This is a genomic window from Arenimonas oryziterrae DSM 21050 = YC6267 (assembly GCF_000420545.1).
Classification (GTDB): Bacteria; Pseudomonadota; Gammaproteobacteria; order Xanthomonadales; family Xanthomonadaceae; genus Arenimonas; species Arenimonas oryziterrae.
In genome coordinates this window covers 858,563-881,465 of the sequence record NZ_ATVD01000001.1, presented here as the reverse complement: position 1 = coordinate 881,465, position 22,903 = coordinate 858,563, and the positions used below count along the sequence as shown (strand labels likewise).

Sequence of the window (22,903 nt, the reverse complement as noted above, 5' to 3'; positions counted from 1 at the left end):
CGGGTGAACCGGCGGTGGCCGTTGCCGCGACGGCGTATCGTTGGCACGGAAGCCTCCCGAAGCCTTTCGGGATCGTTGGTTCTGCTGAACGTCGAGGTGATCGCCGTGCAATTTTCCCTGCTGCGAATGGGTTCGCTCTTGATCTTGCTGATGCTGACAGCCTTCGCTGCCGCACCGGCCCAGGCTTCCTTTCCCGATTGCAACAATTCGGCCTACCTGGCGCGGTTCGATGCGCGATTGGCGCGCGAGTCGGGCTTCCTGTGCGTGGAAAGCGAGCACGTCCCGATCACCTCCGATGCGGGCACCACGCATGTGCGCATCATCCAGCACCTGGTCGCGGACTGGGCCACGCGTCCGGGCGCGATGCGGTCGCTGAAAGAGGGCGTTTCCTCATCCGCGCGCGCCATGTCGGCACTCGGCGGGTTTCGCATTTCCGACGTGAGCATCCTGCTGGTCGACGGGTTCGGACCCGGTGGCGGCAGCGAGCGATTCGGCGACATCGCCGCGTGGACGAGTTTCGATGGCGGTGACGAATGCCGCATCACGGTCTGGTTGCTCGGGCCCGGCGCGACGGCGAGTTACGGCGCGGCGGTGGTCGCCCATGAGTTGTTCCATTGCGTGCAGCGCTCGTCGCTGTCCGATGCACAGTTACGCAGTTCGTCCGGCGGTGGTGTCGCGGGCGGCGGCACCTGGTGGACGGAAGGATCGGCCGACTGGTTCGTCACCTTGGCGATCCCGACCACGCCGCGCTTCATGGCCGATCGCGTGCGCTCCTTCGATGCCGATTCCCCGACCACGCCGCTCAATCGCATGTCCTACGATGCTTATGTGTTCTTTGCGTGGCTGGGCGGAGCGCGGGGGCCGAACAGCGTGGTGCCCTTCCTGCGTGCGATGGCATCGAGTGCGGCGGAATCCGCGCAACGCAGCGCGATGAGCGCCGCGCTGCCAGCCGATCAATGGCTGCGTTACGCCCAGGACTACCGGGATCAGCGCATCCGCGACGGTCACGGGGCCTCGATCGGATCCACACCCCAGGTGGGTCCGACCTACGACTGGGAGGCGACACGGACGCAGCGCATCGAGTTGCTGCCGTTTGTGATCAAGCGCGCCAACCTGAGCTTCCGCTGCGGACGTTGGCGGCTTGATCCACAGCCGCGTCGTTTTCACGCGGCCAAACCGGCCAGCGGTGATGCCTGGGCGCCCATCCCGACCACGATCGACGCGATGGATGGTACGACGCGCGAGTTTCGTTTTGTCGGCATCGCCACCGGCACGAGCAATGTCGCCTTGCAGGTTGCGGCCACGCGCGAGGCAAGCTGTCAGGAATGCCAGGCGAGCCGCGAGATCGATCGCTGCCTGATCGGCACTTGGCAACTCACCACCGACGGCATGCAGCAATGGGTGCGCGAGCATGCGCCGAACTTCCACATCACCCGCGCGTCGACCGAAGGCAATACGCTGACCTTGAACGAGGACCGGACGTTCATGACCGGCTCTTCGCACGTCTCGGCCAGCGGCGAAATGAGCACGCCCGGTGCACGCGCGCACGGCACGGCCCGGTTGGCCGGGCAGGTCAGCGGACGGTGGTCGGCCGCGGGTGGGCGTTTCAATATGTGCCCGGATGCGGGCGCCGTCGCCGGCTCGGTGACGACGACGATCCATGGCCGAACGATTACCTCGCCGATGCCCGTGAATGCGTTACAGCCGTATTCGCAGCCCTATGTCTGCAGCGGCAGTTCGTTGCGCGTGACCACGCCGGTGGGTGGCGGCAGTACGGTCACGTCGGTCTATACCAAGGTGTCGGGACCGCGATAAGAAAATCGCCCTTGCCGGACAGCCGGCAAGGGCGAGAGGTCGCGCAGAGGTCGCCGGTGTACCGGCGACGTGGTGGGGATCAGGCGCCCGGGAACACCGTCAAGGTGAATTCGGTCTGGGTGCGGAAGCCGTTGTTGTCCTGGCTCTCGATCGTGAAGTGATAGTCGCCCAACACCGTCGGCGAGCCGCTGAGTTCACCATTGGCCGTGAAGGACAGGCCCGGCGGCAGCGCGCCCGCCACGACCACGAAAGCAGGCGTTTCCGGCGCGTAAACCGTCGAGCCGGGACCTTCGTTTCCGACCACCATCGTCACCATCTGCGAATACGGTTGATTGACCGGCGCGCTGTCGAGGCTGGACGGGCCGAGGGCCACCTGCGGCGCCTGGTTTTCCTCGTTCGAGCCCCAGCACTGCATCAGGCCGTGCGCCTGCAGGCCACAGCTGTGGCTGCTACCGAGCGCGACCTGTTCGAACGAACCCGCAGGTGCGGTCGCCTGGTCGTTGCCGTTCTCGCCCCAGCAGCTCACTGTGCCATCCGTGTGCACACCGCAGACGTGATCACCCTTGGTGTCGATCTGACTGAAGGTGCCCGCTTGAGCCGGAGACACGGCGCCGGAAGCGTTGCTGCCCCAGCACTCGACGACGCCGTTCTGGCGCAGACCGCAGGTGAATTGGTTGCCGGCGGCGAGGTTCACGAACACGCCGGGAAGCGGTGTGCCCTGACCCTCGGCATTGCGACCCCAGCACGCCACGGTGCTGCTGCCGCGCAAGACGCCGCAGGCATGCGTGCTGCCGGCCGTGACATGGGTGAATGCGCCCGGGGGGGCAGCGGTTTCGCCTTCCGGACCGTTGCCCCAGCATTCGATGCTCGCGTCGCTGCGCAAGCCGCAGGTGTAGTCGGCGGCGCTGGCAAGGCGGGAAAAGGTTCCGATCGGCGACGCAGTTTGGCCGACCGAGTTGTCGCCCCAGCAGGTCACGGTGTTGTCGTTGTGCACGCCGCAGGTGTGCTTGTCGCCCGCGACGATCTGGGTGTAGGCGCCCGACGGCACGCTGAGCTGGCCGTCACCGTTCTTTCCCCAGCACGAAACGCTGCCGTCGCCACGCAAGCGACAGGTATGTTCCTGGCCCGCGGCGATGGCGCCCTGGCCGAACAGGGGCTGCGCCGTGAAGCCGCCGATGGAGATGTTGGGCGAAGTCACCAGTGCGGAACCGAGCGTGGCGCCAGTGTTGGCATTGAGGGTGTATACGCGCTTCTTTGATTGCGACGCGACGTAGAGAAAAGAGCCGTTGGGGGAAATCGAAATGCCACGCGGCGCAATGACCGGAAAGGTTCCCGTCACCGCTTGCGACAGGGTGTTGATGACAGAAACCGTGCTGCTCGCGAAGTTGCTGACAAATACCGTGGTCCCGGTCGCATTGACTGCGATGCCGTACGGGCTTGAACCTACGGCGACCGTGCCGACGACCGTGTTGGTCGCGGTATCAATGATGGATACATCGTTGCTCAGGCTGTTGGCGACGTAGACAAAATTGCCTTGCTCGTCAATTTTTACGGCGATCGGATTGGTGCCCACGGTCAGCGTCGTCAACGTCGCCTCCCGGTTGATGTCCACGACCGAGACCGTGTTCGTGCCTTGGTGTCCGACGTAGAGCGTGGTGCCCGTCGGGCTGATTGCGACGCCATACGGTTTGACCGCGACAGCAAAAGTCGCGAGCAGGCTATCGGTGGTCGTGTCGATGATGGAAATGCTGTTGCCGGTCGTGTTGGTCACGTAGACGCGCGTGCCATCGGGACTGAAAACGATGCCGAAAGGATTGGCTCCGACCGCGATGTTCGCCACGACCGTGTTGGTGTCAGTGTCGATGGCCACGACTTCCGCGCTGCCACGATTGACCACGTACACCTTGGATCCGTCCGCCGCGACCGCGACGTTGACGGGGCTCGACGTGGCACTGCCCACGGTGATGGTGGCGACCAGGCCGTGAGTCGTGCCATCGACGACCGACACGGTGCCGCTGGAGGAATTCGGCACATAGACATACGGCTGCGCCAAAGCTGGCAGCGCGACGAAGGCGGCCGTGGCGACGAGAATAGAACGAACGATGCGTTGCAGCTGAGCGACCATGACTATCCCCTTTATGGGTGACTTGGTGCAAAAGTTTTCATCGTCACTCTAGGACGATGATCCCCTTGATGACCCTGGTCTGTTTTGCCGGGGGGCGGTTTCAGTTTGGGCAGGACAAGTGCCACGAAAGTTACACCGGGGTATCCGTCGATAACGTGATCTGGTGCCGCAAACGGCAACACGGACGAGGCCGGTCAGGCCCAGACTGTGGACGCGTCGTGGTTTTTCGAGATAGCTGGCGTAAAGCTTTGAATCGGAACGCCGAATTGAACAGGCCTACCGAACATGAAATTCCTGTCCGCGTGAAGGACGGATGATGCCCCGCGACGCGCTCAGCTGGCCCGCTCCGCCACGCGTTCCAGCCGCTCGGCTTCGAGCATGTCCAGGTATTCGGGCAGGGTCTTGCCGTGCAATTGCGCTTCGGCCGTGGCGAGCTCGCGCAGCTCCGGTGAATAGCTCGTCTGCGCGGCATGGCCGGCCTGCTCACGCAGCGCAGCGATGTGCGTGAGCATCGCGATGACCATGCCGGGACTGTCGGTATTGGCGACGATCTTGCCGTTGAAGATCACCGACCACTGCTCGTCGCGATGACCGGCGCCGCCGATGACCTTGCCATCGCCGTCGAGCAGATGCGCATGGGCCTGGATCGGTCGACCGGCGCGCACCGGGCCGGATTTCGTCGGGTGTTTGCGGCGAGCGTCGCGTTTTGCCTTGGACTGGCGGGACATCGGATTTCCTTGCGCGAGCGGGCCAACAGGACGCGTCCTGGATGCGGGAATGATCCTTGGGATACCTCGTGCTGGCAAGGCGCGAGTCATGACTTCTGGCCCTGTCGACGATCGGGGGCGGCCCCTCAGGCTCGCTGCACGGCTGGACCGAGGACGGAGCGCGCGCCATTCGCGGCACTCCGCCCGGCGATCGCCGCTCTTGCGGCGCGTTTACGTCCCGCGCCCCTCCGGCATTTCATGAGGTAACTCCATGCATCGTCTTCTGGTCTCTGCCGTTGCCCTCGCGCTTGCCGGCGCCGGCGCGCTGCCCGCCCACGCTGCGTCGGCAGCCAGCGCGGCGCGTTTGTACACGACTCAACTGCCACGCACGGTGCGCCCCACCCACTACGACATCGCGATCATTCCGCGTGCCGCTACCCTGGATTTCGACGGCAAGGTGGTCATCACCGTCGACGTACTGGAGAGCACGCGCAGCATCACCCTCAATGCCCTGGACATGCGCTTTTCGAAAGTCTCGCTCACCTCGTCGGTGGGCGTCGTCCTGACCGCAAGCGTGCGAGTCGATGCCCAGGCGCAGACGGCGACGTTCTCGTTCGATCAGCCGCTGGCACCGGGAAGTTACCGGCTTGCGATGGACTACACGGGCAAGATCGGCACGCAGGCCAATGGTCTGTTCGCGATCGACTACGACACCGCGTCCGGCAACCAGCGGGCCCTGTACACGCAGTTCGAGAACTCCGACGCGCGTCGTTTCATTCCGTCCTGGGACGAGCCGGCCTACAAGGCCACGTTCGCGCTGGAAGTCACCGTGCCCAAGACGCAGATGGCCGTAAGCAACATGCCGATCGCACAGGCCACGGATGTCGGCAGCGGCCTGTCGAAGGTGCGTTTTGCCGTGTCGCCGCGCATGTCGACCTACCTGCTGTTCTTCGGCCTGGGCGATTTCGAGCGCGCGACGGCGCAGGCAGGCGATACCGAGGTCGGTGTTGTCACGCAGAGGGGCCTGGGCGGGCAGGCGGCATTCGCCCTGAGTTCGTCGCAGGCCGTCCTGCAGGAATACAACGACTATTTCGCCACGCCCTATCCGCTGCCCAAACTCGACAACATCGCCTCGCCCGGCAGCAGCCAGTTCTTCAGCGCGATGGAGAATTGGGGCGCGATCTACACCTTTGAATACGCGATGCTGCTTGATCCTTCGATTTCCACCGAGAACGACAAGCAGAACATCTTCACGACCGCCGCCCACGAAATCGCCCACCAGTGGTTCGGTGATCTGGTGACGATGGCCTGGTGGGACGACCTGTGGCTCAACGAAGGTTTCGCCTCGTGGATGGAAGGTCGCACCACCGAGAAGCTGCATCCGGAATGGAACACGGCGCTTGGGGCCGTTGGCGTGCGCGAGTCGGCGATGGGCCGCGATGCACTCGCGACCACGCACCCGGTGGTGCAGCACGTTGAAACTGTCGAGCAGGCCAGTCAGGCGTTCGACGGCATCACCTACGGCAAGGGCGAAGCGGTCATCCGCATGCTCGAGAGCTACGTGGGCGAAGACGCGTGGCGCGACGGCGTGCGCCGCTACATGAAGGCTCACGCCTATGGCAGCACCCTGTCCGATGATCTGTGGCGGGAAGTCGAAGCCGCGGCTGGCAAGCCGATCACTGCGATCGCGCACGATTTCACCCTGCAGCCGGGCGTGCCGATGATCCGGGTCGAAAGCGCGACCTGCGCGAACGGCATGACCACCGTGCAGCTGAGCCAGGGCGAATTCACCACCGACCGTCCCGACAAGACGCCGCTGCGCTGGCAGGTGCCGGTCATCGTCGACCGTCTCGGCGCGAATGCGCCGGTGCGCGCGCTCATCAGCGACGGCAAAGGCTCGGTGCGCGTGCCCGGGTGTGGTCCGGTCGTCGTCAATGCCGGGCAGAGCGGTTACTACCGAACTTTGTATTCGCCGGCGCAGTTTGCCGGCATCCGCAACGGTTTCGCGACGCTGGCGCCGATCGACCAGTTGGGTGTCATGTCCGACAGCTGGTCGTTGGGTGTGGCGGGCCTGCAGCCAACGTCGGATTTCCTTGATCTCGCCAGTGCCACGCCCGTCGATGCCGATCCACAGATCTGGGGCAAGATTTCCCGGGTCTTCAACAGCATCAACGGCTATTACGATGGCGAGCCGGCGCGGCAGGCGGCGTTCCGCAAGTTTGCGATCACGCGTCTTTCGCCGGTGTTCACGCGTGTGGGTTGGATCGCGCAACCTGGCGAACTCGATACCGTCGCGATCCTGCGCAGCAATCTCATCGGCACCTTGAGCGCGCTCGGCGACGCCGAAGTCATCGCCGAAGCCCGTCGTCGCTACGCCGCGCAGGATAGCGACCCGGCTGCCGTCCCCGCCGCGTTGCGAAAAACCATTCTCGCCGTGGTGGCCCGTCATGCCGACGCGCGGACCTGGGACGCGTTGCACGCGGCGGCCGTCGCCGAGAAAACGCCACTGATCAAGGACCAGATGTATTCGTTGCTGGCCTTCAGCGAGGACGAAACGCTTGCCAAGCGTGCCTTGGCCCTGGCCTTGACCGACGAGCCCGGTGCGACCAACAGCGCCGGCATGATCGGCGACGTCGCCGGTTTGCACCCGGACCTGGCGTTCGATTTCGCGCTGGAGAACATGGCGGCGGTGAACGAACGCGTCGACTCCACGTCGCGCAGCCGCTACTACCCTGGCCTGGCCGGTGGATCGGCCGATCCGGCGATGATCGCGAAGATTCGCGCGTATGCGGCCGCGAATCTGGCCGAAGGCTCGCGCCGCGATGCCGAGACGGCAGTGGCCGGCATCACGTACCGGATCAAGATCCGTCGCGAACGCCTGCCGGCGGTCGATGCTTGGCTGGCGAAACATCGGAGCTGATGCCTGCACAAGCCGCGTGAGCGCGCCATCGGGGTTTCCGGCGGCGTACGGGGCTTGTCAGCGGCGGCGGAAAGGGGAAGCATGCCCGAACCGCCTGCCGGGGAATCCGCCATGAAACGTTTTCTGCTGCTGCTTGCCCTGCTGCCGGCGTTCGCGCTGGCCAAGAACACCACCAAGTCCGACTACACGACCGTGCCGCTGTCGGTCGGCGGCACGACGGTCAATTTCCCGCTCAGCAACGGCTATGTGCGCGCCAGCGTGAAAACGCCGGAAGTGTTCGCGGTAACAGCCGCCGCCGTCGGCACGCAGAACCGACTGATCGAATCGTTCTACACGCAGGCCGATGCGCGACGCGTGACCTCCGGTGCGCTGGCCGAAGACGTGTTCTACGCCGTGCAGGTGTTCCGCGAACTCGAAGGCAAGCAGATCAGCGCCGGCGAATGGGCGCAGGCCAAGCCGGGTCTCGCTGCGCAGATGGGTTCGTTGGACATGAATGCGCTCATGCGCGACGACGCCGCCGGCATGAACCAGCGCGTGCGTGCCGTGTCGCAGCAAGACGTCGATATCGTGTTCGGCCAGATGGGTCGGCCAATGGTGTACGGCACCGACGCCGAATCGATCCGCTTCATGATGGTGCTGCCGGTCAGTTTCAGCACGGCCGGGCAGACGGTCGAGGTCAAACTCGCGGCGGCTGGCGCCGTCCTGCATGTGCGCAACAAAGTCATTTTCGTGTACACCTACCAGCAGTATCACGCTCCGGCCGATCTCGAGCGCGTGCGCCAGACCTTGGGCACGCTGGTGACGCGCACGCTGGCCGTCGCCAACAAACCCTGACGAAACTGCGAGGAATGCCATGAATCGCCCGCATCGCGTCGTGCCGCTGTTGTTCGCCACCTTGACGCTTGCGGCCTGCCAGCCGCAGGCGACGCCGGCGGTTCCGGCATCGACGCCGACGCCCACGACGGTCACTGCACCCGACGTCACCAGCGAACCGGCGGCGCCGGCCGAAGAACGCCTGCGTGGGCAGCTGGTCGTGGGCAAGGACGGCTACGGCATCACCTTGTGCGGCGAGCAGACCCAGCGCATCACGGCCCTGTCGCCGGCGGCGGAATCGTTCGTGGAAGCCTTCCTCAAGCAAGGTCCGCGCGAATTCTTCGTCGATGCCTGGGGCACGGCGCATACCGACACCGGGCGCAGCCTCTCGCGCATCGAGCTGGCCTATGTCGACGGGCCGGGTTGCAACGAGGCGCCCACGCCGTTCGTGTTCAAGGCCCATGGCACCGAGCCGTTCTGGTCGCTGACCGCTTCTGGCGGCGCGATGACGTTCGAGCAGCCCGATGCGTCCGCGATCACCGTCGCGTTCTCCGGATTTGCCGAGCAAGGCGATACCCGGCAGGCCGAGGTCTCCTCGGACAACACGACGATCGCCGTGACGCTCACGCATACGCCTTGCAACGACGGCATGTCCGATCATCTGTATGCCTGGACCGCGCAGGCGACGATCAATGGCAAGTCGTGGAAAGGCTGCGCGTACTCGGGCGAGTAGTCGCGGTCATCATGCAGTCTGCCTGAGTCGACAGGGCGATTTGCCTGAGACGAGGCGCTGTTGCCGCCACCATCCTTCGACACAGCGCGGTGGTGCGCGTGGCATGGTTCCTGCTGATCGTTGGGCGTCCGCGCCGCGCCGGCACCCTGGCCTGCGCGGGAGAGCGAGACCTTCCCGGAGCAACGACCATGAAGCGAATTTCGACGATTTTCCTTGCCGCAGGCCTGAGCTTGGCGCTGACGGCTTGCGACACCGCCCGGACCGACGAGGCCCAGGCCGAAGCGGCGCGTTCGGATGCGGCGGAGGTGGCGCCCGCCGCGGATGCCACGGCCGCGCGCGCCGATGCAGCGATGGACAACGCCGGTGCGGCGATTTCCGACGCAGCCAGCGCCAGCGCTGATGCCGCCGCCGCCGCCTCTGCTGAAGCCGGCGAGAACCTCGCCGCCGCTGCGCATCAGGCATCGGCGGAAGTGAAGGAAGAAGCCGCGCAGGCAGCCGATGCGGCGGCCGCCGCTGCGGAAGCGGCGAAGAAAGAAATGAGCGATCAACAGAACCCGAAAAAGTAGCCGACAGCGCGGGCGCGTCGTAATGATGGCGCGCCCGCTGTCGCGCAACCGACGAACCGGTTCTCGCGGCTGCACATTTAACGCCCGTTGCGCTCGTCTGTCCTAGGCTGTGTGCTGTCTCCACTACTGCGGACCGCCATCATCCGATCTCCGTCTCGTCTTTCGCCCGCCCGCGACGCCGCACAGGATCTCGCACCCGGCCATCGCATCGGTGATGCCCTGCTCGATCTGCTGGGCCGCATTCCCGCAACCGACCGTGCGCTCAGCGGCGCGGCCGCCATGCAGGCGCGACAGATCGCCCACGCCGCCGCACGCCGGGCTGCGACGACGTCCGGTGCGCTCGCGCTGCCGCCGGGCGCGTTGGGCTGGCTGACGGTGCTGCCGGAGCTGGCCGCCGTCTGGGCACTGCAGGCGCAAATGGTCGCCGACATCGCCGGCGTCTACGGCAAGCAGGCCACGCTCGATCGCGAGCGCATGCTGTATTGCCTGTTCCGCCATACCGCGGCGCAGGCGGTCCGCGATCTGGTCGTGCAGGTGGGCGGGCGGTTCCTGGTGCAACAGGCCAGTGTGCGAATGCTGCAGCTGGCCGCACGCAAGATCGGCGTGCGCGTGAGTCAACGCGCCCTGGGTGCCGGCATCAGTCGCTGGTTGCCTGTGATCGGCGCGGCCGGCGTGGCGGCATACGCGTACTACGACACCCTGCAAGTCGCGCGCAGCGCCGTCGAGCTGTTCGAGAGCGACGTGGAGTGTTTGCCCGCGCCGGTTCCCTTGCTGCCGTCGCCGTCACCGGTCGCTACAATCGGGGAATGCGCTTCCTAGCTCCCGAACGCGGCACGCTCCGCGCCGATACGTTTTCCCAGCCCGTTTTCGACGAACACCGCGCGGCACGGGAACTGCTTGCGCAGGACGCGTGGCCGACGATCGCCGCGCTCGACGCTCAGGTGCAGCCACTGACGCACCGCGTCACCGGTCGTGCGCTGCGCCTGGTCGAGCAGACGCTGGACGACGCGCCGTTGCCCTACGAACAGCGCATCCACGAGCACGGCGAGATTCCCACGCGCGCGGAAAACTGGCACGACTTGTTCAACGCGCTCGCCTGGCGCAATTATCCGGCGATCAAATCCGCGCTCAACGTCCGCCAGGTCGCCGATATCGCCCGGGTCGGAACGCAACAGCGCACGCGCGCACAAGATGCATTGACGCAGTTCGACGAGGGCGGGGCGGTGCTGTTGTTGCGCGATCGTCGCTTGTTGCCGCTCTGGGATGCGCACGACTGGGAGGGCCTATTCCTGCGCGAGCGCGCGGCCTGGCACGACGGCCGCCTGGTGCTCGCGGTGATCGGGCATGCCTTGCCCGAACACGCGCTGCATCCGCAGATGCTGCTCGTCGCCAAGACCCTGGTGCTGTTCGACGATGACGGCGCCGCCGGCGACGTGCGCGCTGCGATCGATGCGCGGATCGCCGAGGCGATTCTCGCGTCCGCCTGCCTGCTCGACCCGCAGGAATTGCGGCCCTTGCCGCTGTCCGGCATTCCCGGCTGGCATCGCGAAATCCAGGATGAAGCTTTCTACCGCACGCAGCCCTGTTTCCGGCCACTGCGCGCCGGGCGTCGTTATCCCGAGCCCCTGTCCTGGCACACGACGGTGTGAGCATCGCCTGAGCGGGGCGCGCCCGGCCTATGGACGCGCCCGGAACCCCGAACTAGCATCGGGCTCTCCCTCCGACGGGTCGCCCTCGTGAAACCACTGTCTCTCGTCCTGATCTCCTTGTCTCTGTCCGCGACTGCGATCGCGGCCGAGTCGCCGTCGATCGACCCGCAGCGTCTGTCGGCGGAAGTGAAAGAGCTATCGTCGGATGCTTACGAAGGCCGCGGCCCGGCTACGGCCGGCGAGAAAAAAACCATCGACTATCTCATCGCGCAATTCCAGGCCGCCGGCCTGCAGCCGGGCGGCGATCTGGTCGATGGCAAGCGCGGCTGGACGCAGGCGGTGCCGCTGGGCCGCTTCCAGTTCAGCGGTCCGATGACGCTCGGCGTGACGGTCGCCGGCAAGACGCAGGCGCTGACCCAGGGCGAGCAAATCGCCATTCGCGCCGCGATGAACGGCAGCACCTCGGTGGCGATCGAGAACGCGCCCCTGGTGTTCGTCGGTTATGGCGTCAAGGCGCCCGAGCGGCAATGGGACGACTTCAAGGGCGTCGACCTGCGCGGCAAGATCGCGGTTGCCCTGATCAACGATCCCGATTTCGAAACCGGCGTCGGCGATTTCAGCGGCAAGGGCATGACCTACTACGGTCGCTGGACCTACAAGTTTGAAGAAGCCGCGCGCCAGGGCGCGATCGGCCTGCTGATCGTGCACGAGACCGCGCCCGCGTCCTACGGTTGGGCGACGGTGAAAAATTCCAACACCAACACGATGTTCGACATCGTGCGCCAGGATCCGACCGCGAAACATCCGGCGCTCGAGGCCTGGGTGCAGCGCGATTTCGCGGTGGACCTGTTCCAGCGCGCCGGCCTGGATTTCGAGGCGCTGAAGAAGCAGGCACAGACGCGCGATTTCCAGCCAGTGACGCTGAAAGACGTGTCCTTCTCGGCGAACTACGCCGTCGACACCCAGGTGATCACCTCGCAGAACGTGCTCGGCCGGCTCGACGGCCGCCGCCGCCCCAACGAAACCGTCATCTACAGCGGGCATTGGGACCATCTGGGCGTCGGCGAACCCGATGCCAAGGGCGATCGCATCTACAACGGCGCGATCGACAACGCCACCGGCATCGCCAGCCTGATCGAATTGGGGCGCTGGTTCGCGCAGCAGCCGCGCAGCGCGCGTTCGGTGGTGTTCCTGGCGGTGACGGCGGAGGAGAAGGGCTTGCTGGGGTCGGAGTACTACTCGGCCAATCCGGTCTATCCGCTGGCCACGACGGTCGGCGTGATCAATGTCGATGCCCTCGATCCGCACGGGCCGGCGCGCAACTTCAGCATCTCGGGTACCGCGAAGCTGCAGCTCATCGACGATCTGGTCGCGAAAGCGAAGACCGAGGGTCTGACCTACACGCCGGACGGACACCCGGAAGCGGGCTATTTCTTCCGCTCCGATCACTTCAGCTTCGCCAAGCGCGGCGTGCCGGCGATTTCCTATGGCTCGGGCAACGACTGGATCGACGGCGGCGTCGAAGCCGGCGAGGCCGCGGACAAGGCCTACAACACCGATGCCTATCATCAGCCGGCCGACGAGTGGCGGGCCGATTGGTCCTTCACCGGCATGGCGCGCGATCTGCGCATGCTTGGCGAGTTCGGACGCGATCTGGCGCAGTCCTCGCGCTGGCCGAACTGGGCCGCCGATTCGGAATTCCGCGCCGCGCGCGATGCGAGTGCCAATGAACGCCGCTAGTCGTGCCGCCGTCGGCGGAGCGATCACGCTGATCGCGTTCGCGAGCCTGCTGCCGCCGCGCAGCGAAGCCGCCCCGGGCGCGCTGTACAAATGCACGGACGCGAACGGCGTAACCAGCATCCAGTCGGATCGATGCCCCAAGGGTTCGGTGCAGGTGTGGAAACGCGAGTCCGTGCCCGATCCGCAACCCACGCCCGAACAGCTGCAGCAGGCCGAAGCGCGTCGTGCGAAGGAATCCGCGGATGCACGCAGCCTGTCGATCATGGCCGGCACCACGCGGGAGACGCCGCCGCCTGCCCCGCCACCGCCACCCGTGGTCGTTGCACCGGTAGTTCCCGAGGGTCCGCCGAAAGGTCCCTGCCGCACGGCGCACGAACTGGAACAGTCGATTCGCGACAAGCCCTGGTTGGAAATGCGCGACGATCAGCTGCGCCGCCTCAACGACTGGGTCGTCAAGCAATGCACGGATGTGTCGGGACAACACTGAGGACGCGGACATGAAAAACATTTTGCTGGCGATGCTGCTGGTGGCGCTCTGCGCCTGCGGACGGGCAGCACCACCGACCGCACCGGACGTCGTGCCTGCCACTACGCCGGCGACCGTGCCGACACCGCCGCCCGCGCCGCCCGTCGCCGAGGCGCAGGCGCCCCGGCCGCAGGGCTTCGTCGACAAGGTCTGGCGCGTGACCGAGTCGTCCGCCGTCCAGGTCGGATCCACCTACACCTTTCTCGCCGACGGCACCTTGGCGATGACCGCGCCCGGCGCGACGCCCGCGTTCGGCCGCTGGACCTATGTCGATGGCGCGCTGACGATGATCGAAGAGGGCGTGAGCTATCCCACCGACATCCTCGCGCTGGATGCGCACGAGTTGCGATTGCGCAGCAACAATCCGGGCGAACCGGTGCTGATCACGCTGCAGCTGGCCGAGGGCGAGGCGTTGCCCGCGGCACCGAAACAATGAGGCGAGCCACAGACGAAATCGCACGGCGATTTCGCGCTGGAACTGAACGCGCATGAGGCTGTGAATGGTGGTTCACGCGCAAAAACGATGCAAAACGAACGAAAGTGCTAAGCGGCAATCACAGTCGCGTTAAACATTCATTCGCGTTTTTCGGGTCAGTGTCGATACAGGAAAAATTTCCAATCCTCGATTTGTCCCGCAACGAAGCGGGGCTCCCAAAAAATCCGAGGAGAGTCATCCCATGAATGCACGCAACCGCAATCTTGCCCTGATCGCTTTGGGCGCTGCACTGATCTCGCCGCTGAGTTTTGCCCAACTTGCCCAGGCCGGGGCCGCCGTCGACGCCGCCGCGCAAGCACCGCAATCGGCTACCGCATCCGTGGCCGGCAGTGCCGACGTCGCCGGGGCGGTGAACGGTTCGGCGCAGGCGTCGACCACCACCACGACCACGACCACCACGCCGGCGACGCCGGCCGCTCCGAAGGCCAAGGCTTGGTCGTCGATCGATATCGACGCCGACGGCAAGATCAGCGCGACCGAAGCGCAGGCCGATCCGAACCTGCTCAAGCAGTTTCCGACGATCGATGCCGACAAGGACGGCTTCGTGACCGTGGCCGAATACAAAGCGCATGTCGCCGCCAAAAAGGCCGGCTCGCACGGCTGATTCCAGGTGATCGCAGGACCGGGAAGGCGGGCCGACTGAGGCGGCCCGTCTCCTCGCCGGGGCGGCCTTCGGGCCGCCCTTTTTTTGCGTTTCCCGGCCCGGTTGCCGCCAGCACACACCGCGTTAAGATGGCTCGTGCCGTTCGAGCTTTGCTGATCCGGCCACGGGAGCGAACGATGGGCAAGCGCCTGCTGGGTTGCTGCTGTCTGCTGGTCACCGCGTTCGCGGTATCGGCGACGCGCGCGCAGGATCGCGAAAGCACGCTGTTGTTCCGTGTCGAGATCGATGCCGCCGGTGCGATCGTGCGTGCCAGCCCCCTGAGCGATATTCCCGAGGCGGTGCAGCGTGCGGTGCTGGCCGCGGCCAAGCCCCTGCATTTCGATCCGGCGAAAGTCGCCGGCAAACCGGTGCCGAGCGCGACGACGCTGTCGCTTACCGTGGTATTCGAGCGCCAACCCGAAGGCGGATTCCGACTGCGCCTCACCCAGGCCAGCAACGGCCTGAAGGCGGCCTTGATCGCCGAGCCGAAATATCCGTCCGAGGAATTGCGTCAGCAGAACGATGCCCTCGTCGTCGTGCGCCTGCAGGTGCGCGAAGACGGCAGCACCGATGCAAAAGCGCCTGGCTATGAGCGTGTCTACTTGTCGCAGACTTCCTCGCGCGCCGAACAACGCTTCAAGCATGCGATCGAGACGGTGCTGGCCGACACGCGCTTCGACCTCGACTATGTCGACGGCAAGCCGGTCGCCAGCGCGATCCGCATTCCGTTCCGCTTCTGCGCCAAGCCAAGTGGCGAATGCCGCTATCCCGAAGACCCCGCGCATCCGGACGAGGGTCTGAAGACCACCTCGCTGGTGGAAGGCGTCGAGCTTCCGAGCCTGCGGCCTCTGCCGCGTTCTGACACGCCCTAGATCAAGCTGACTGGCGCCTGCACGGAACGGCGGCGGCGTGTTCGGGTTCAAAACCGATTCATCGCGCAAGCGCGAGTCTTGTGCTGCGTTGAAAACAAGGAGTCCAACATGCGCGCTTCCCGCTTGCTCGTACTTGCTCTGTCCACCCTGCTCGCCGGCGCGGCCCTGGTGCCCGCGGCACAGGCCGAAATCCCCCGCGTTCGCGTCGTCGTAAGCCTGGGCGACGTGGTGTTCGTCTCCGGTCAGCCCTACTACCGCTACGATCGCACGCCGGTCTACTACAGCAACGATCAATGGGGCCGCCGTCACTACTATCGTTACGCGCCGCCGCCGCGCTACTACGGCCGACCGGTGCAGGTGAACTATCGCCCGCAGCCGTACTACCACGATGCCCGCATGCATCGTCCGGGCGAATACGGCTACCGCGACGATGATCGGGGCCGCCGCCGCGGTCATGATCGCGACGGCGACGGTCGCGACGACCATCGCAACGGCCGTGGCCGGGGTCATGATCGTCACTGATCATCGGTTCTGATCCGACGTGCGTTACTCGCAGGCCGGGCACATGCCCGGCCTGTTCTTTTCCGGCGGCCGGTCGCGAATTTTTCCGTCGGCGGTTAGGCTAGGCGCCTGCGATTGATCGGAAGGCACCATGATCGAACTCATCGGCTTCGACGGCGACGACACGCTGTGGCACAGCGAGGGCTATTACCAGGCCGTGCACGCCGAATTCGAGCGCATCCTCGGCCAGTACGTCGACCTGGCGGATGCACGCGTGCACGAGCGCCTGCTCGACACCGAACGTCGCAATATCCAGGTGTTCGGCTACGGCGTGAAAAGCATGACGCTGTCGATGCTGGAAACCGCGATCGCGCTGACCGACGAACGCATTTCCACGCGCGACCTGCACCGGTTCCTGGAACTGGGCAAGGAAGTCCTCGCGCACCCGGTCGAATTGTTGCCGGGCATCCGCGAGGCGGTCGAGGCGGTCGCGCGCGAGTTCCGGCTCGTGCTGATCACCAAGGGCGACCTGTTCCATCAGGAAGGCAAGGTCGCCCGTTCGGGTCTCGCCGACATTTTCCAGCGCATCGAAATCGTGTCGGAGAAGAACGAGCCGACCTACCGGCGCGTGCTTGGCGAATTCGCCCTGCAGCCGGTGCAGTTCGGCATGGTCGGCAATTCCCTGCGCTCGGACATCGAGCCGGTCGTCGACCTCGGCGGTTGGGGCGTGTACATGCCCTATCACGTGACCTGGGCGCACGAAGCCGAAACCAGCTTCAAGATCGACAATCCGCGGCTGTTGCAGATTGCTTCCGCGAGTGAGATTCCGGCGGCGCTGGCGACGCTTGCTGCCCGGGCGCTCACGGCAGCCTAGGAGCAGACCAGCGCCCTTGCTGCGCCGTCAGTCGGCCAGTGATCTCAGCAGTTTCACTGCATCGGTAAAGCGGTTTCCTTTGCCGATGTTGTCGGGATCGGCTAGGCCCAGCGCGTTCGAGTCGTACGTCAACCGTTGTTGCCGTGCGATGCAGGTCTCTATGAGCCAGACGCTGGTGTGGAAGCTGATGATGTCGCTCTGCACTTCGGCAGGGAATTGCGAAATACCTATGACGTCGAGCTCGTGCAAGGCAGCCGTCAAGGCGTTGCGGTCGAGGGTCTTGGTTCTCGATGCGATTTGCAGCCGATCATCATCATCGGGCCACAAAACTTCGATGCGCTCCACGCGGGCCTGACCAGCGCTTACGTAGAGCGTAACGTGTTCATCCTGGTAGTCCGTACCACGCAGCCGGCTCACGCGGTAGACATCTTGGTTCTTCACGCGGCACAGAACCGACATGGGTGCGATGCCGGCGCGACGACTGGCGTCGACCGACTTCTTCAGGAAATACCGCGAAAACTTGCGAGATAGCTCGCGCGAACTGCCATCGAGTGGAACCCGCGCGGAGCGGGCCCAGTCGAGATCGACAATCACGTCCGAAACTTCAATGGAAGTCGGTTCCGATACATCGATCGGGACGGGCGTCGTAAGGGCTGGCGTCGCCGATGTGGTCGTGCACGCCGCCAGAAAGAGCACAAGCGCGCCGCTGCCCAAGCAATTCGCAAGGCAGGTCGCCATCCGGCTAGAGGTTTTGATAATTCGGCCCCGCGCCGCCTTCCGGCGTGACCCAGGTGATGATCTGGTAGGGGTCCTTGATGTCGCAGGTCTTGCAGTGCACGCAGTTGGCGGCGTTGATCTGCAGGCGCGGGCCGGCTTCGTCCTTGACGATCTCGTAGACGCCGGCGGGGCAGAAGCGCGTGCACGGGTTGCCGTACTCGGTCGCGCAGGTCGTGATGCAGATGTCCGTGTCGGACACGTGCAGATGGATCGGCTGGTCCTCGTCATGCTCGGTGGCGGCGTAGTACACGCCGGCGAGACGGTCGCGTGGCGCGAGCGTGCGTTCGACATAGTCGCGTTTGGGCTTTTCGGCGACGTCGAGCTTCTCGAGCGAGGAATAATCCGGCGTCACCGCCATCGTCCACGGCGACAAGCCCATCGTCACCGTTTCCCAGCCCGAATTGAGCAGGCCGAACACGCGACCCTTCTTGAAGCCGGGCTTGAAGTTGCGGACCTTCTTGAGTTCGCGCATCACTGCCGAGCCGCGCAGCTGCGCATCCCAACCTTCGGACGTGCCGAATTGCGCGACGTGCTCGGCGGCCATCATGCCCGAGCGCATCGCCTGGTGCGTGCCCTTGATCTTCGGCACGTTGAGCAGGCCGGCGGCGTCGCCGATCAGCAAGGCGCCGGGCATTTCGAGCTTCGGTAGTGATTGGTAGCCGCCGGTGACGATCGCGCGCGCGCCCGCGGAAAGAATCGTGCCGCCTTCGAGCAGGGCTTTCACGCTCGGATGGTTCTTCCATTGCTGGAAGGCTTCGTAGGGCTGGTAGTTCGGGTCTTTGTAATCGAGACCGGAAACATAGCCGAGCGCGATGCGGTCCTTGTCCAGGTGATACAGGAAGGAACCGCCGTAGGTTTTCGGGTCCGCCGGCCAGCCCATCGTGTGCACGATCTTGCCCGGCTCGCAGACGCCCGGCTTGACCTGCCACAGTTCCTTGATGCCGATCGAATAGCTCTGCGGGTCGCTGTGCTGGTCGAGCTTGTACTTGTCCACCAGCTGCTTGGTCAGATGACCGCGCGCGCCTTCGCCCAGCACGGTGAGCTTGGCCATGATGTCGATGCCCTGCGTGTACGCGGGCTTGTGCGAGCCGTCCTTGGCCACGCCCATGTCGCCGATGCGCACGCCGGCGACGTCGCCGTGGTCGTTGTAGAGCACCTCGGACGCGGCGAAGCCCGGATAGATCTCCACACCCAGCGCTTCGGCCTGCGGCGCGAGCCAGGCGCACATCGCGCCGAGCGAGACGATGAAATTGCCGTGGTTGTTCATCTGCGGCGGCACGATCGGCAGCTTGAAGCCGCCGGTCTTGGACAGGATCCAGAACTCGTCCTGGCCGGCCGGCACGCAGACCGGCGGCGGGGCATCGCGCCAACCGGGCAGCAGTTCGTCCAGCGGCTGCGGTTCGATGACCGCGCCGGACAGGATATGCGCGCCGATCGTCGAGGCTTTCTCGATGACACACACGCTCATCTCGGGCTTGAGCTGCTTGAGCCGGATCGCGAACGCCAGACCGGCCGGACCGGCGCCGACGGTGACCACGTCGTATTCCATGACATCGCGCTCGCTCATCCCGCTGGCTCCTTCCGTACGCTATGGCATCGAATTGTCCGGGTTTGCCGGGGGCGGGGCAATCGAGGAAACTCGGGTTTTCCCCGATGGCGTGGTCATGACCGACAGCGAAGCGATCGCCGACCGCCTGCGCCGGGCGCCCCTGTACCGCGTCCTGCACGCCTTGGCGCGCAACGAAGTGACCAGCGAGGCGCTCACCGGGGCCTGCCTGAGCGCGATCGCGCGCGACCATGCGCTGCACGCCTGGACCTGGGTCGACGATGCCGGCGCGCTCGCCGCCGCACGCGCCTCCGACCAGCGTCGCGCCGAGGGCAAGCCCCTGGGTCGCCTGGATGGCGTGCCGCTGGCGATCACCGATGTTTTCGACGTCGCGGGCCTGCCCACGAGTCTGGGCCTGCCTGGCTCGGTGCCGCCGGCCGCCGACGATGCCCATGTCGTGCGGCGGCTGCGCGGTGCCAACGCGGTGATCCTGGGCAAGACCAATCTCGACGAGGCCGCGTTCGGCACGGTCGGGCGCAATCCGCATTTCGGCGATGTCGGCAATCCCGTGCATGAAGGTCGCGCGGCGGGCGGGGCCTCCGCCGGCTCGGCGGCGGCGGTCGCGGCCGGCCATGCGATCGCGGCACTGGGTTCGGACACGCTCGGTGCCGTGCGCATCCCCGCCGCGTTCATGGGCCTGGTCGGACACAAGCCGACCTTCGGCGAACTCAGTTGCCGCGGCATGGGCGCGGGGCTGCGGCGTCTGGACTGCCCGGGCCTGATCACGCGCTGCGTGCAGGATGCGGCCCTGCTGCTGCCCGTGCTCGCCGGTTACGACGCGGGCGATCCGCGCTCGCGCAAGCGCCGCGTCCCGCTGGCGCCGCCCGACTGGGCGCCGGGTGAATTGCGTGCCGGTGTCGTCGCCGATCTGGCCGCCCTCGGCGTGGCGCCGGCGGTCGTGGAGAAATTCAGCGCGGCGATGGCCTGCGTTGCGCCGGTATTCGGCAGTGCGATGCCGGTGGCGCTCGACATCGCGCCGATGGAGGTCGCGGCGACACGACGCGCGGCGCTGCTGCTCATGGAAGCGGAAATCCAGGCCGCGCATGGCGAGCGTTTGCTGGGTGCGTCGGAGCGCCTGCGCTTGCTGCTGGCATTTGCCGAGAACAAGTCGGCGGTGGAATTCGCGCGCGCCGACCGCCGCCTCGACGGTTATGTCGTGCAGGTGCGGCGTCTGTTCGAACAGTTCGATGTCCTGCTGCTGCCGACCGTGCCTTCGCCGCCGCCCTTGCTGGGCAGTCTCGAGCCGGCCAATCTCGCCGACTTCACCGCGCTGGCGAGCCTCGCCGGCTGCCCGGCGTTGAGTCTGCCGCTCGCCGGAGGGCAGGGTCTGCAACTGGTCGGTGCGCCGGGCAGCGATCTTCGATTGCTCGAGCTCGGCGAAGTCCTGTCGGCGGTTGCCGACTGCGCCAGCGATGCTTGATGGCGCGACGCTCGATTTCGATGCGCAGTGGTTGACCGGCGCAGAAGCCGAAGCGCTGTTCTCGGTCCTGCGTGCACAAATCCCCTGGGAAACCCATCGAATCCGCCTGTTCGGTCGCGACGTCGATTCACCGCGGCTGAGTTGCTGGATCGGCGATCCGGAAGCGAGTTACGTGTATTCGCGCACGCGCTTCGAACCCAGGCCCTGGTTGCCGGCGCTTTCTGAGGTGCGCGAGCGGTTGCAGGCGGCGACCGGCGTGGAGTTCAACAGTGTGCTCGCCAACCGTTATCGCGACGGACGCGATGCGATGGGCTGGCACAGCGACGACGAACCTGAACTCGGCGAGCAGCCGGTCATCGCCTCGCTGAGTCTGGGGGCGACGCGGCGGTTCGTGCTCAAACATCGTCGCGAGCCGCAGCGCAAACTCGCCCTGGATCTGCCATCGGGCAGTCTGCTGGTGATGCGCGGACGGACGCAGGAAAACTATCGCCACGCCCTGCCGCGAACGGCGCGACCGGTCGGCGAGCGCATCAATCTCACCTTTCGCCGCATATTGCCGTCGCGGTGAAGGCGGAGATCAGGGTTTCTTGCGGGCGTTGGCCTGGCCGTTGCTCAGCGCCCAGCCGGCGAGTTGCGTCGCGACGCGGTCGAGCGATTGCGAGAAGGCCTCCACGACCGCCGGCACGTCTTCGCTGCCCGCGGCCTGCACGTCGCGGAAGGTGCGCGAGGCGACGACACTGGCATCGGTGGTGTGGATGAGCTTGGCCTGCACTTCGATGACCGCCTCGGGCTGACCCGGATTGCGATAGGTCGATTCGAACGCACGCAGTTCGGTGACCAGCTGGTATTCGCCGCGCACGCCGCTGCCCGGACGCGAGACCGAGAGGATCTTTCCGGAATCCTCAAGCCGGCGCAGCACGGCGTTCTGCACCAGGTCCGGCGCCGCATCGGACCAGATCGCGCCCTTGTAGACCTGGATGTAACCCGCTTCCGGGCGCACCGCGATGCGTTCGGAATCCAGGGCCTGGCCCGCACCCGGCCGCAGCACGAGCAGGGACCAGTCCACCTTCGGCCAGTCGGTGGACGCGTCCGCGGCGATCGCGCGCGGCACGTAGACCTTGACCGGTTCCTTGCCGCCGAGCACCGAACAACCGGCGAGCAAAGCCGCGAGAGCGAGAGCGATGAGAGCTTTCATTTCGGATCGAACTCCTCCGGACGCGTGCGCCCGGTGACGTAGCCGGCGGGATTGTTGTCGAGCCGGTTCGCGACCCGGCGCAGGTCGCGGATCAGGCTGCGCAGGTCGGTGAGGGCCGGGCCGACCTGGGTGAGACCGTTCTGGCTGAAGCCCGCGATCGCTTCGCGGTTGTCGCCGAGAATCGCATTGGCGTTCTTGCTCGCTGATTCGAGTTCGGTCAGCGTGCGCTCGAGCTTGTCCATCAGCGGCGGCAATTCCTGCACGACCTGGGTGTCGATGGTGTCGAGACTGCCATTGGCCTTGTCGAGCACCCCGTTGAGCTGGCCGCTGGCGTCGCGCAGATTCTTGATCAGCACGGCGATGTCTTCCTTCTCGCCCGACAGCGTCGTGGTGAGCTGGTGCAGGTCGTCGAGCGCGCCGCTGACGCGTGCGATGTTCTCGTCGCTGAGAATGAGCTTGACGCGTTCGACGATGTCAGACGCGGCTTCGGCAACGTTCTGCAGGGCCGAGGGTTGTGTGGCGATCGTCGGGATCGGCACGTCGCGCGTGGGCATCAGGCGCGGACTGTCGGGCATGCCGCCGGACAACTGGATCTGGGCGACACCGGTCAGGCCGATGAAGGCGAGCTTGGCTTTGGTGTCGACCTTCACCGGCGTGCCCGCACGCAGGCGGATGACGGCGATGACGCGGCGCGGATCGTTGGGATCGAGCGAGAGATATTTCACCTCGCCGACATTGATGCCGTTGTACTGGACGATGCCACCGGTGCCCAGGCCCGTCACAGCTTCCTTGAACACGACCTGGTAGGTGTCCCAACTGCGATTGGATGCGTAGTTCGCCGCCCACAGCGCGAACAGCACGGCGCAGATCGACACGATGATCGTGAACAGACCGATCAGGACATGATGCGCACGGGTTTCCATGC

Annotated in this window: 22 protein-coding genes; 16 read left to right on the top strand and 6 right to left on the bottom strand. The window is 65.8% G+C overall.

Annotation, left to right across the window (positions count from 1 at the left end):
* Positions 1-105 precede the first annotated feature (105 nt).
* Positions 106-1,815, top strand: a complete 1,710-nt coding sequence (locus G467_RS0104390) for a hypothetical protein (RefSeq protein ID WP_155844822.1) — start codon at positions 106-108, stop codon at positions 1,813-1,815.
* Between the two features lie 79 nt (positions 1,816-1,894).
* On the opposite strand, the gene G467_RS17340 is transcribed toward G467_RS0104390, so the two are convergent.
* Both G467_RS17340 and G467_RS15370 read right to left on the bottom strand, forming a co-directional pair.
* A complete protein-coding gene (locus tag G467_RS17340) occupies positions 1,895-3,940 on the bottom strand; it encodes a beta-propeller fold lactonase family protein (protein ID WP_022968518.1) in 2,046 nt (681 codons plus the stop codon).
* Positions 3,941-4,272: 332 nt separating this feature from the next.
* The gene (locus G467_RS15370; protein WP_022968517.1) at positions 4,273-4,668 is read right to left on the bottom strand and encodes a hypothetical protein; all 396 of its coding nucleotides are present in this window, start codon (positions 4,666-4,668) and stop codon (positions 4,273-4,275) included.
* A 250-nt stretch (positions 4,669-4,918) separates the two neighbouring features.
* Here G467_RS15370 and G467_RS0104375 point away from each other — a divergent pair, with 250 nt between their 5' ends.
* The 13 genes from G467_RS0104375 to G467_RS0104315 all read left to right on the top strand — a co-directional run bounded on the left by G467_RS0104375 (position 4,919) and on the right by G467_RS0104315 (position 16,980).
* The gene (locus tag G467_RS0104375) at positions 4,919-7,567 is read left to right on the top strand and encodes a M1 family metallopeptidase (RefSeq protein WP_022968516.1); all 2,649 of its coding nucleotides are present in this window, start codon (positions 4,919-4,921) and stop codon (positions 7,565-7,567) included.
* Positions 7,568-7,678: 111 nt separating this feature from the next.
* Entirely contained in the window at positions 7,679-8,401 is a 723-nt protein-coding gene (locus tag G467_RS0104370; RefSeq protein ID WP_022968515.1) for a hypothetical protein, read from the top strand.
* A 19-nt stretch (positions 8,402-8,420) separates the two neighbouring features.
* A complete protein-coding gene (locus G467_RS0104365; protein ID WP_022968514.1) occupies positions 8,421-9,113 on the top strand; it encodes a COG3650 family protein in 693 nt (230 codons plus the stop codon).
* A gap of 98 nt (positions 9,114-9,211) precedes the next feature.
* Entirely contained in the window at positions 9,212-9,679 is a 468-nt protein-coding gene (locus tag G467_RS17995) for a hypothetical protein (protein ID WP_155844821.1), read from the top strand.
* A gap of 111 nt (positions 9,680-9,790) precedes the next feature.
* A complete protein-coding gene (locus G467_RS15365) occupies positions 9,791-10,498 on the top strand; it encodes an EcsC family protein (protein ID WP_022968512.1) in 708 nt (235 codons plus the stop codon).
* Complete coding sequence (locus tag G467_RS0104350) at positions 10,486-11,328, top strand: DUF3025 domain-containing protein (protein ID WP_022968511.1); 843 nt, start codon at positions 10,486-10,488, stop codon at positions 11,326-11,328. Before G467_RS15365 ends, G467_RS0104350 begins: the two co-directional genes overlap by 13 nt.
* Positions 11,329-11,415: 87 nt before the next feature.
* Complete coding sequence (locus G467_RS0104345; protein WP_022968510.1) at positions 11,416-13,068, top strand: M28 family metallopeptidase; 1,653 nt, start codon at positions 11,416-11,418, stop codon at positions 13,066-13,068.
* A complete protein-coding gene (locus G467_RS0104340) occupies positions 13,055-13,555 on the top strand; it encodes a DUF4124 domain-containing protein (RefSeq protein WP_022968509.1) in 501 nt (166 codons plus the stop codon). The genes G467_RS0104345 and G467_RS0104340 overlap by 14 nt, the downstream gene beginning before the upstream one ends.
* A 10-nt stretch (positions 13,556-13,565) precedes the next feature.
* Complete coding sequence (locus G467_RS17335; protein ID WP_022968508.1) at positions 13,566-14,030, top strand: hypothetical protein; 465 nt, start codon at positions 13,566-13,568, stop codon at positions 14,028-14,030.
* A 241-nt stretch (positions 14,031-14,271) separates the two neighbouring features.
* Positions 14,272-14,694, top strand: coding sequence for a calcium-binding protein (locus G467_RS15355; protein ID WP_022968507.1), 423 nt, complete (start codon positions 14,272-14,274; stop codon positions 14,692-14,694).
* A gap of 176 nt (positions 14,695-14,870) precedes the next feature.
* A complete protein-coding gene (locus G467_RS0104325; protein ID WP_022968506.1) occupies positions 14,871-15,605 on the top strand; it encodes a TonB C-terminal domain-containing protein in 735 nt (244 codons plus the stop codon).
* Positions 15,606-15,713: 108 nt separating this feature from the next.
* Positions 15,714-16,127 carry a hypothetical protein gene (locus G467_RS0104320; RefSeq protein WP_022968505.1) on the top strand — a complete coding sequence of 138 codons (414 nt, stop codon included), beginning with the start codon at positions 15,714-15,716 and terminating at the stop codon, positions 16,125-16,127.
* Between the two features lie 130 nt (positions 16,128-16,257).
* Positions 16,258-16,980, top strand: a complete 723-nt coding sequence (locus tag G467_RS0104315; protein ID WP_022968504.1) for an HAD family hydrolase — start codon at positions 16,258-16,260, stop codon at positions 16,978-16,980.
* A gap of 27 nt (positions 16,981-17,007) precedes the next feature.
* On the opposite strand, the gene G467_RS0104310 is transcribed toward G467_RS0104315, so the two are convergent.
* Positions 17,008-17,574: a hypothetical protein gene (locus G467_RS0104310; RefSeq protein WP_155844820.1), complete on the bottom strand. Its 567-nt coding sequence runs from the start codon at positions 17,572-17,574 to the stop codon at positions 17,008-17,010.
* A gap of 148 nt (positions 17,575-17,722) precedes the next feature.
* Positions 17,723-19,324 (bottom strand): electron transfer flavoprotein-ubiquinone oxidoreductase, encoded by a 1,602-nt coding sequence (locus G467_RS0104305; protein ID WP_022968502.1) that lies wholly within the window; start codon positions 19,322-19,324, stop codon positions 17,723-17,725.
* 97 nt (positions 19,325-19,421) lie between these two features.
* On the opposite strand from G467_RS0104305, the gene G467_RS0104300 reads away from it, so the two are divergent.
* Together G467_RS0104300 and G467_RS0104295 are read left to right on the top strand one after the other, a co-directional pair.
* Positions 19,422-20,783: an amidase gene (locus G467_RS0104300; protein ID WP_022968501.1), complete on the top strand. Its 1,362-nt coding sequence runs from the start codon at positions 19,422-19,424 to the stop codon at positions 20,781-20,783.
* The gene (locus tag G467_RS0104295) at positions 20,776-21,351 is read left to right on the top strand and encodes an alpha-ketoglutarate-dependent dioxygenase AlkB family protein (RefSeq protein WP_022968500.1); all 576 of its coding nucleotides are present in this window, start codon (positions 20,776-20,778) and stop codon (positions 21,349-21,351) included. The genes G467_RS0104300 and G467_RS0104295 overlap by 8 nt, the downstream gene beginning before the upstream one ends.
* Before the next feature lie 9 nt (positions 21,352-21,360).
* Here G467_RS0104295 and G467_RS0104290 read toward each other — a convergent pair whose 3' ends face one another.
* Both G467_RS0104290 and G467_RS0104285 read right to left on the bottom strand, forming a co-directional pair.
* Positions 21,361-21,978 carry an ABC-type transport auxiliary lipoprotein family protein gene (locus G467_RS0104290; RefSeq protein WP_022968499.1) on the bottom strand — a complete coding sequence of 206 codons (618 nt, stop codon included), beginning with the start codon at positions 21,976-21,978 and terminating at the stop codon, positions 21,361-21,363.
* Positions 21,975-22,901: an MlaD family protein gene (locus G467_RS0104285; RefSeq protein WP_022968498.1), complete on the bottom strand. Its 927-nt coding sequence runs from the start codon at positions 22,899-22,901 to the stop codon at positions 21,975-21,977. The genes G467_RS0104290 and G467_RS0104285 overlap by 4 nt, the downstream gene beginning before the upstream one ends.
* Between the last annotated feature and the right edge of the window lie 2 nt (positions 22,902-22,903).

Coding starts and splice junctions, on each gene's coding strand:
- G467_RS0104295 (WP_022968500.1), top strand. CDS start 20,776: ATGCTTGATGGCGCGACGCTCGATTTCGATGCGCAGTGGTTGACCGGC.
- G467_RS0104305 (WP_022968502.1), bottom strand. CDS start 19,324: ATGAGCGAGCGCGATGTCATGGAATACGACGTGGTCACCGTCGGCGCC.
- G467_RS0104350 (WP_022968511.1), top strand. CDS start 10,486: ATGCGCTTCCTAGCTCCCGAACGCGGCACGCTCCGCGCCGATACGTTT.
- G467_RS0104375 (WP_022968516.1), top strand. CDS start 4,919: ATGCATCGTCTTCTGGTCTCTGCCGTTGCCCTCGCGCTTGCCGGCGCC.
- G467_RS0104300 (WP_022968501.1), top strand. CDS start 19,422: ATGACCGACAGCGAAGCGATCGCCGACCGCCTGCGCCGGGCGCCCCTG.
- G467_RS0104320 (WP_022968505.1), top strand. CDS start 15,714: ATGCGCGCTTCCCGCTTGCTCGTACTTGCTCTGTCCACCCTGCTCGCC.
- G467_RS0104370 (WP_022968515.1), top strand. CDS start 7,679: ATGAAACGTTTTCTGCTGCTGCTTGCCCTGCTGCCGGCGTTCGCGCTG.
- G467_RS0104340 (WP_022968509.1), top strand. CDS start 13,055: ATGAACGCCGCTAGTCGTGCCGCCGTCGGCGGAGCGATCACGCTGATC.
- G467_RS0104285 (WP_022968498.1), bottom strand. CDS start 22,901: ATGGAAACCCGTGCGCATCATGTCCTGATCGGTCTGTTCACGATCATC.
- G467_RS0104325 (WP_022968506.1), top strand. CDS start 14,871: ATGGGCAAGCGCCTGCTGGGTTGCTGCTGTCTGCTGGTCACCGCGTTC.
- G467_RS17340 (WP_022968518.1), bottom strand. CDS start 3,940: ATGGTCGCTCAGCTGCAACGCATCGTTCGTTCTATTCTCGTCGCCACG.
- G467_RS0104365 (WP_022968514.1), top strand. CDS start 8,421: ATGAATCGCCCGCATCGCGTCGTGCCGCTGTTGTTCGCCACCTTGACG.
- G467_RS15370 (WP_022968517.1), bottom strand. CDS start 4,668: ATGTCCCGCCAGTCCAAGGCAAAACGCGACGCTCGCCGCAAACACCCG.
- G467_RS15355 (WP_022968507.1), top strand. CDS start 14,272: ATGAATGCACGCAACCGCAATCTTGCCCTGATCGCTTTGGGCGCTGCA.
- G467_RS17335 (WP_022968508.1), top strand. CDS start 13,566: ATGAAAAACATTTTGCTGGCGATGCTGCTGGTGGCGCTCTGCGCCTGC.
- G467_RS0104290 (WP_022968499.1), bottom strand. CDS start 21,978: ATGAAAGCTCTCATCGCTCTCGCTCTCGCGGCTTTGCTCGCCGGTTGT.
- G467_RS0104315 (WP_022968504.1), top strand. CDS start 16,258: ATGATCGAACTCATCGGCTTCGACGGCGACGACACGCTGTGGCACAGC.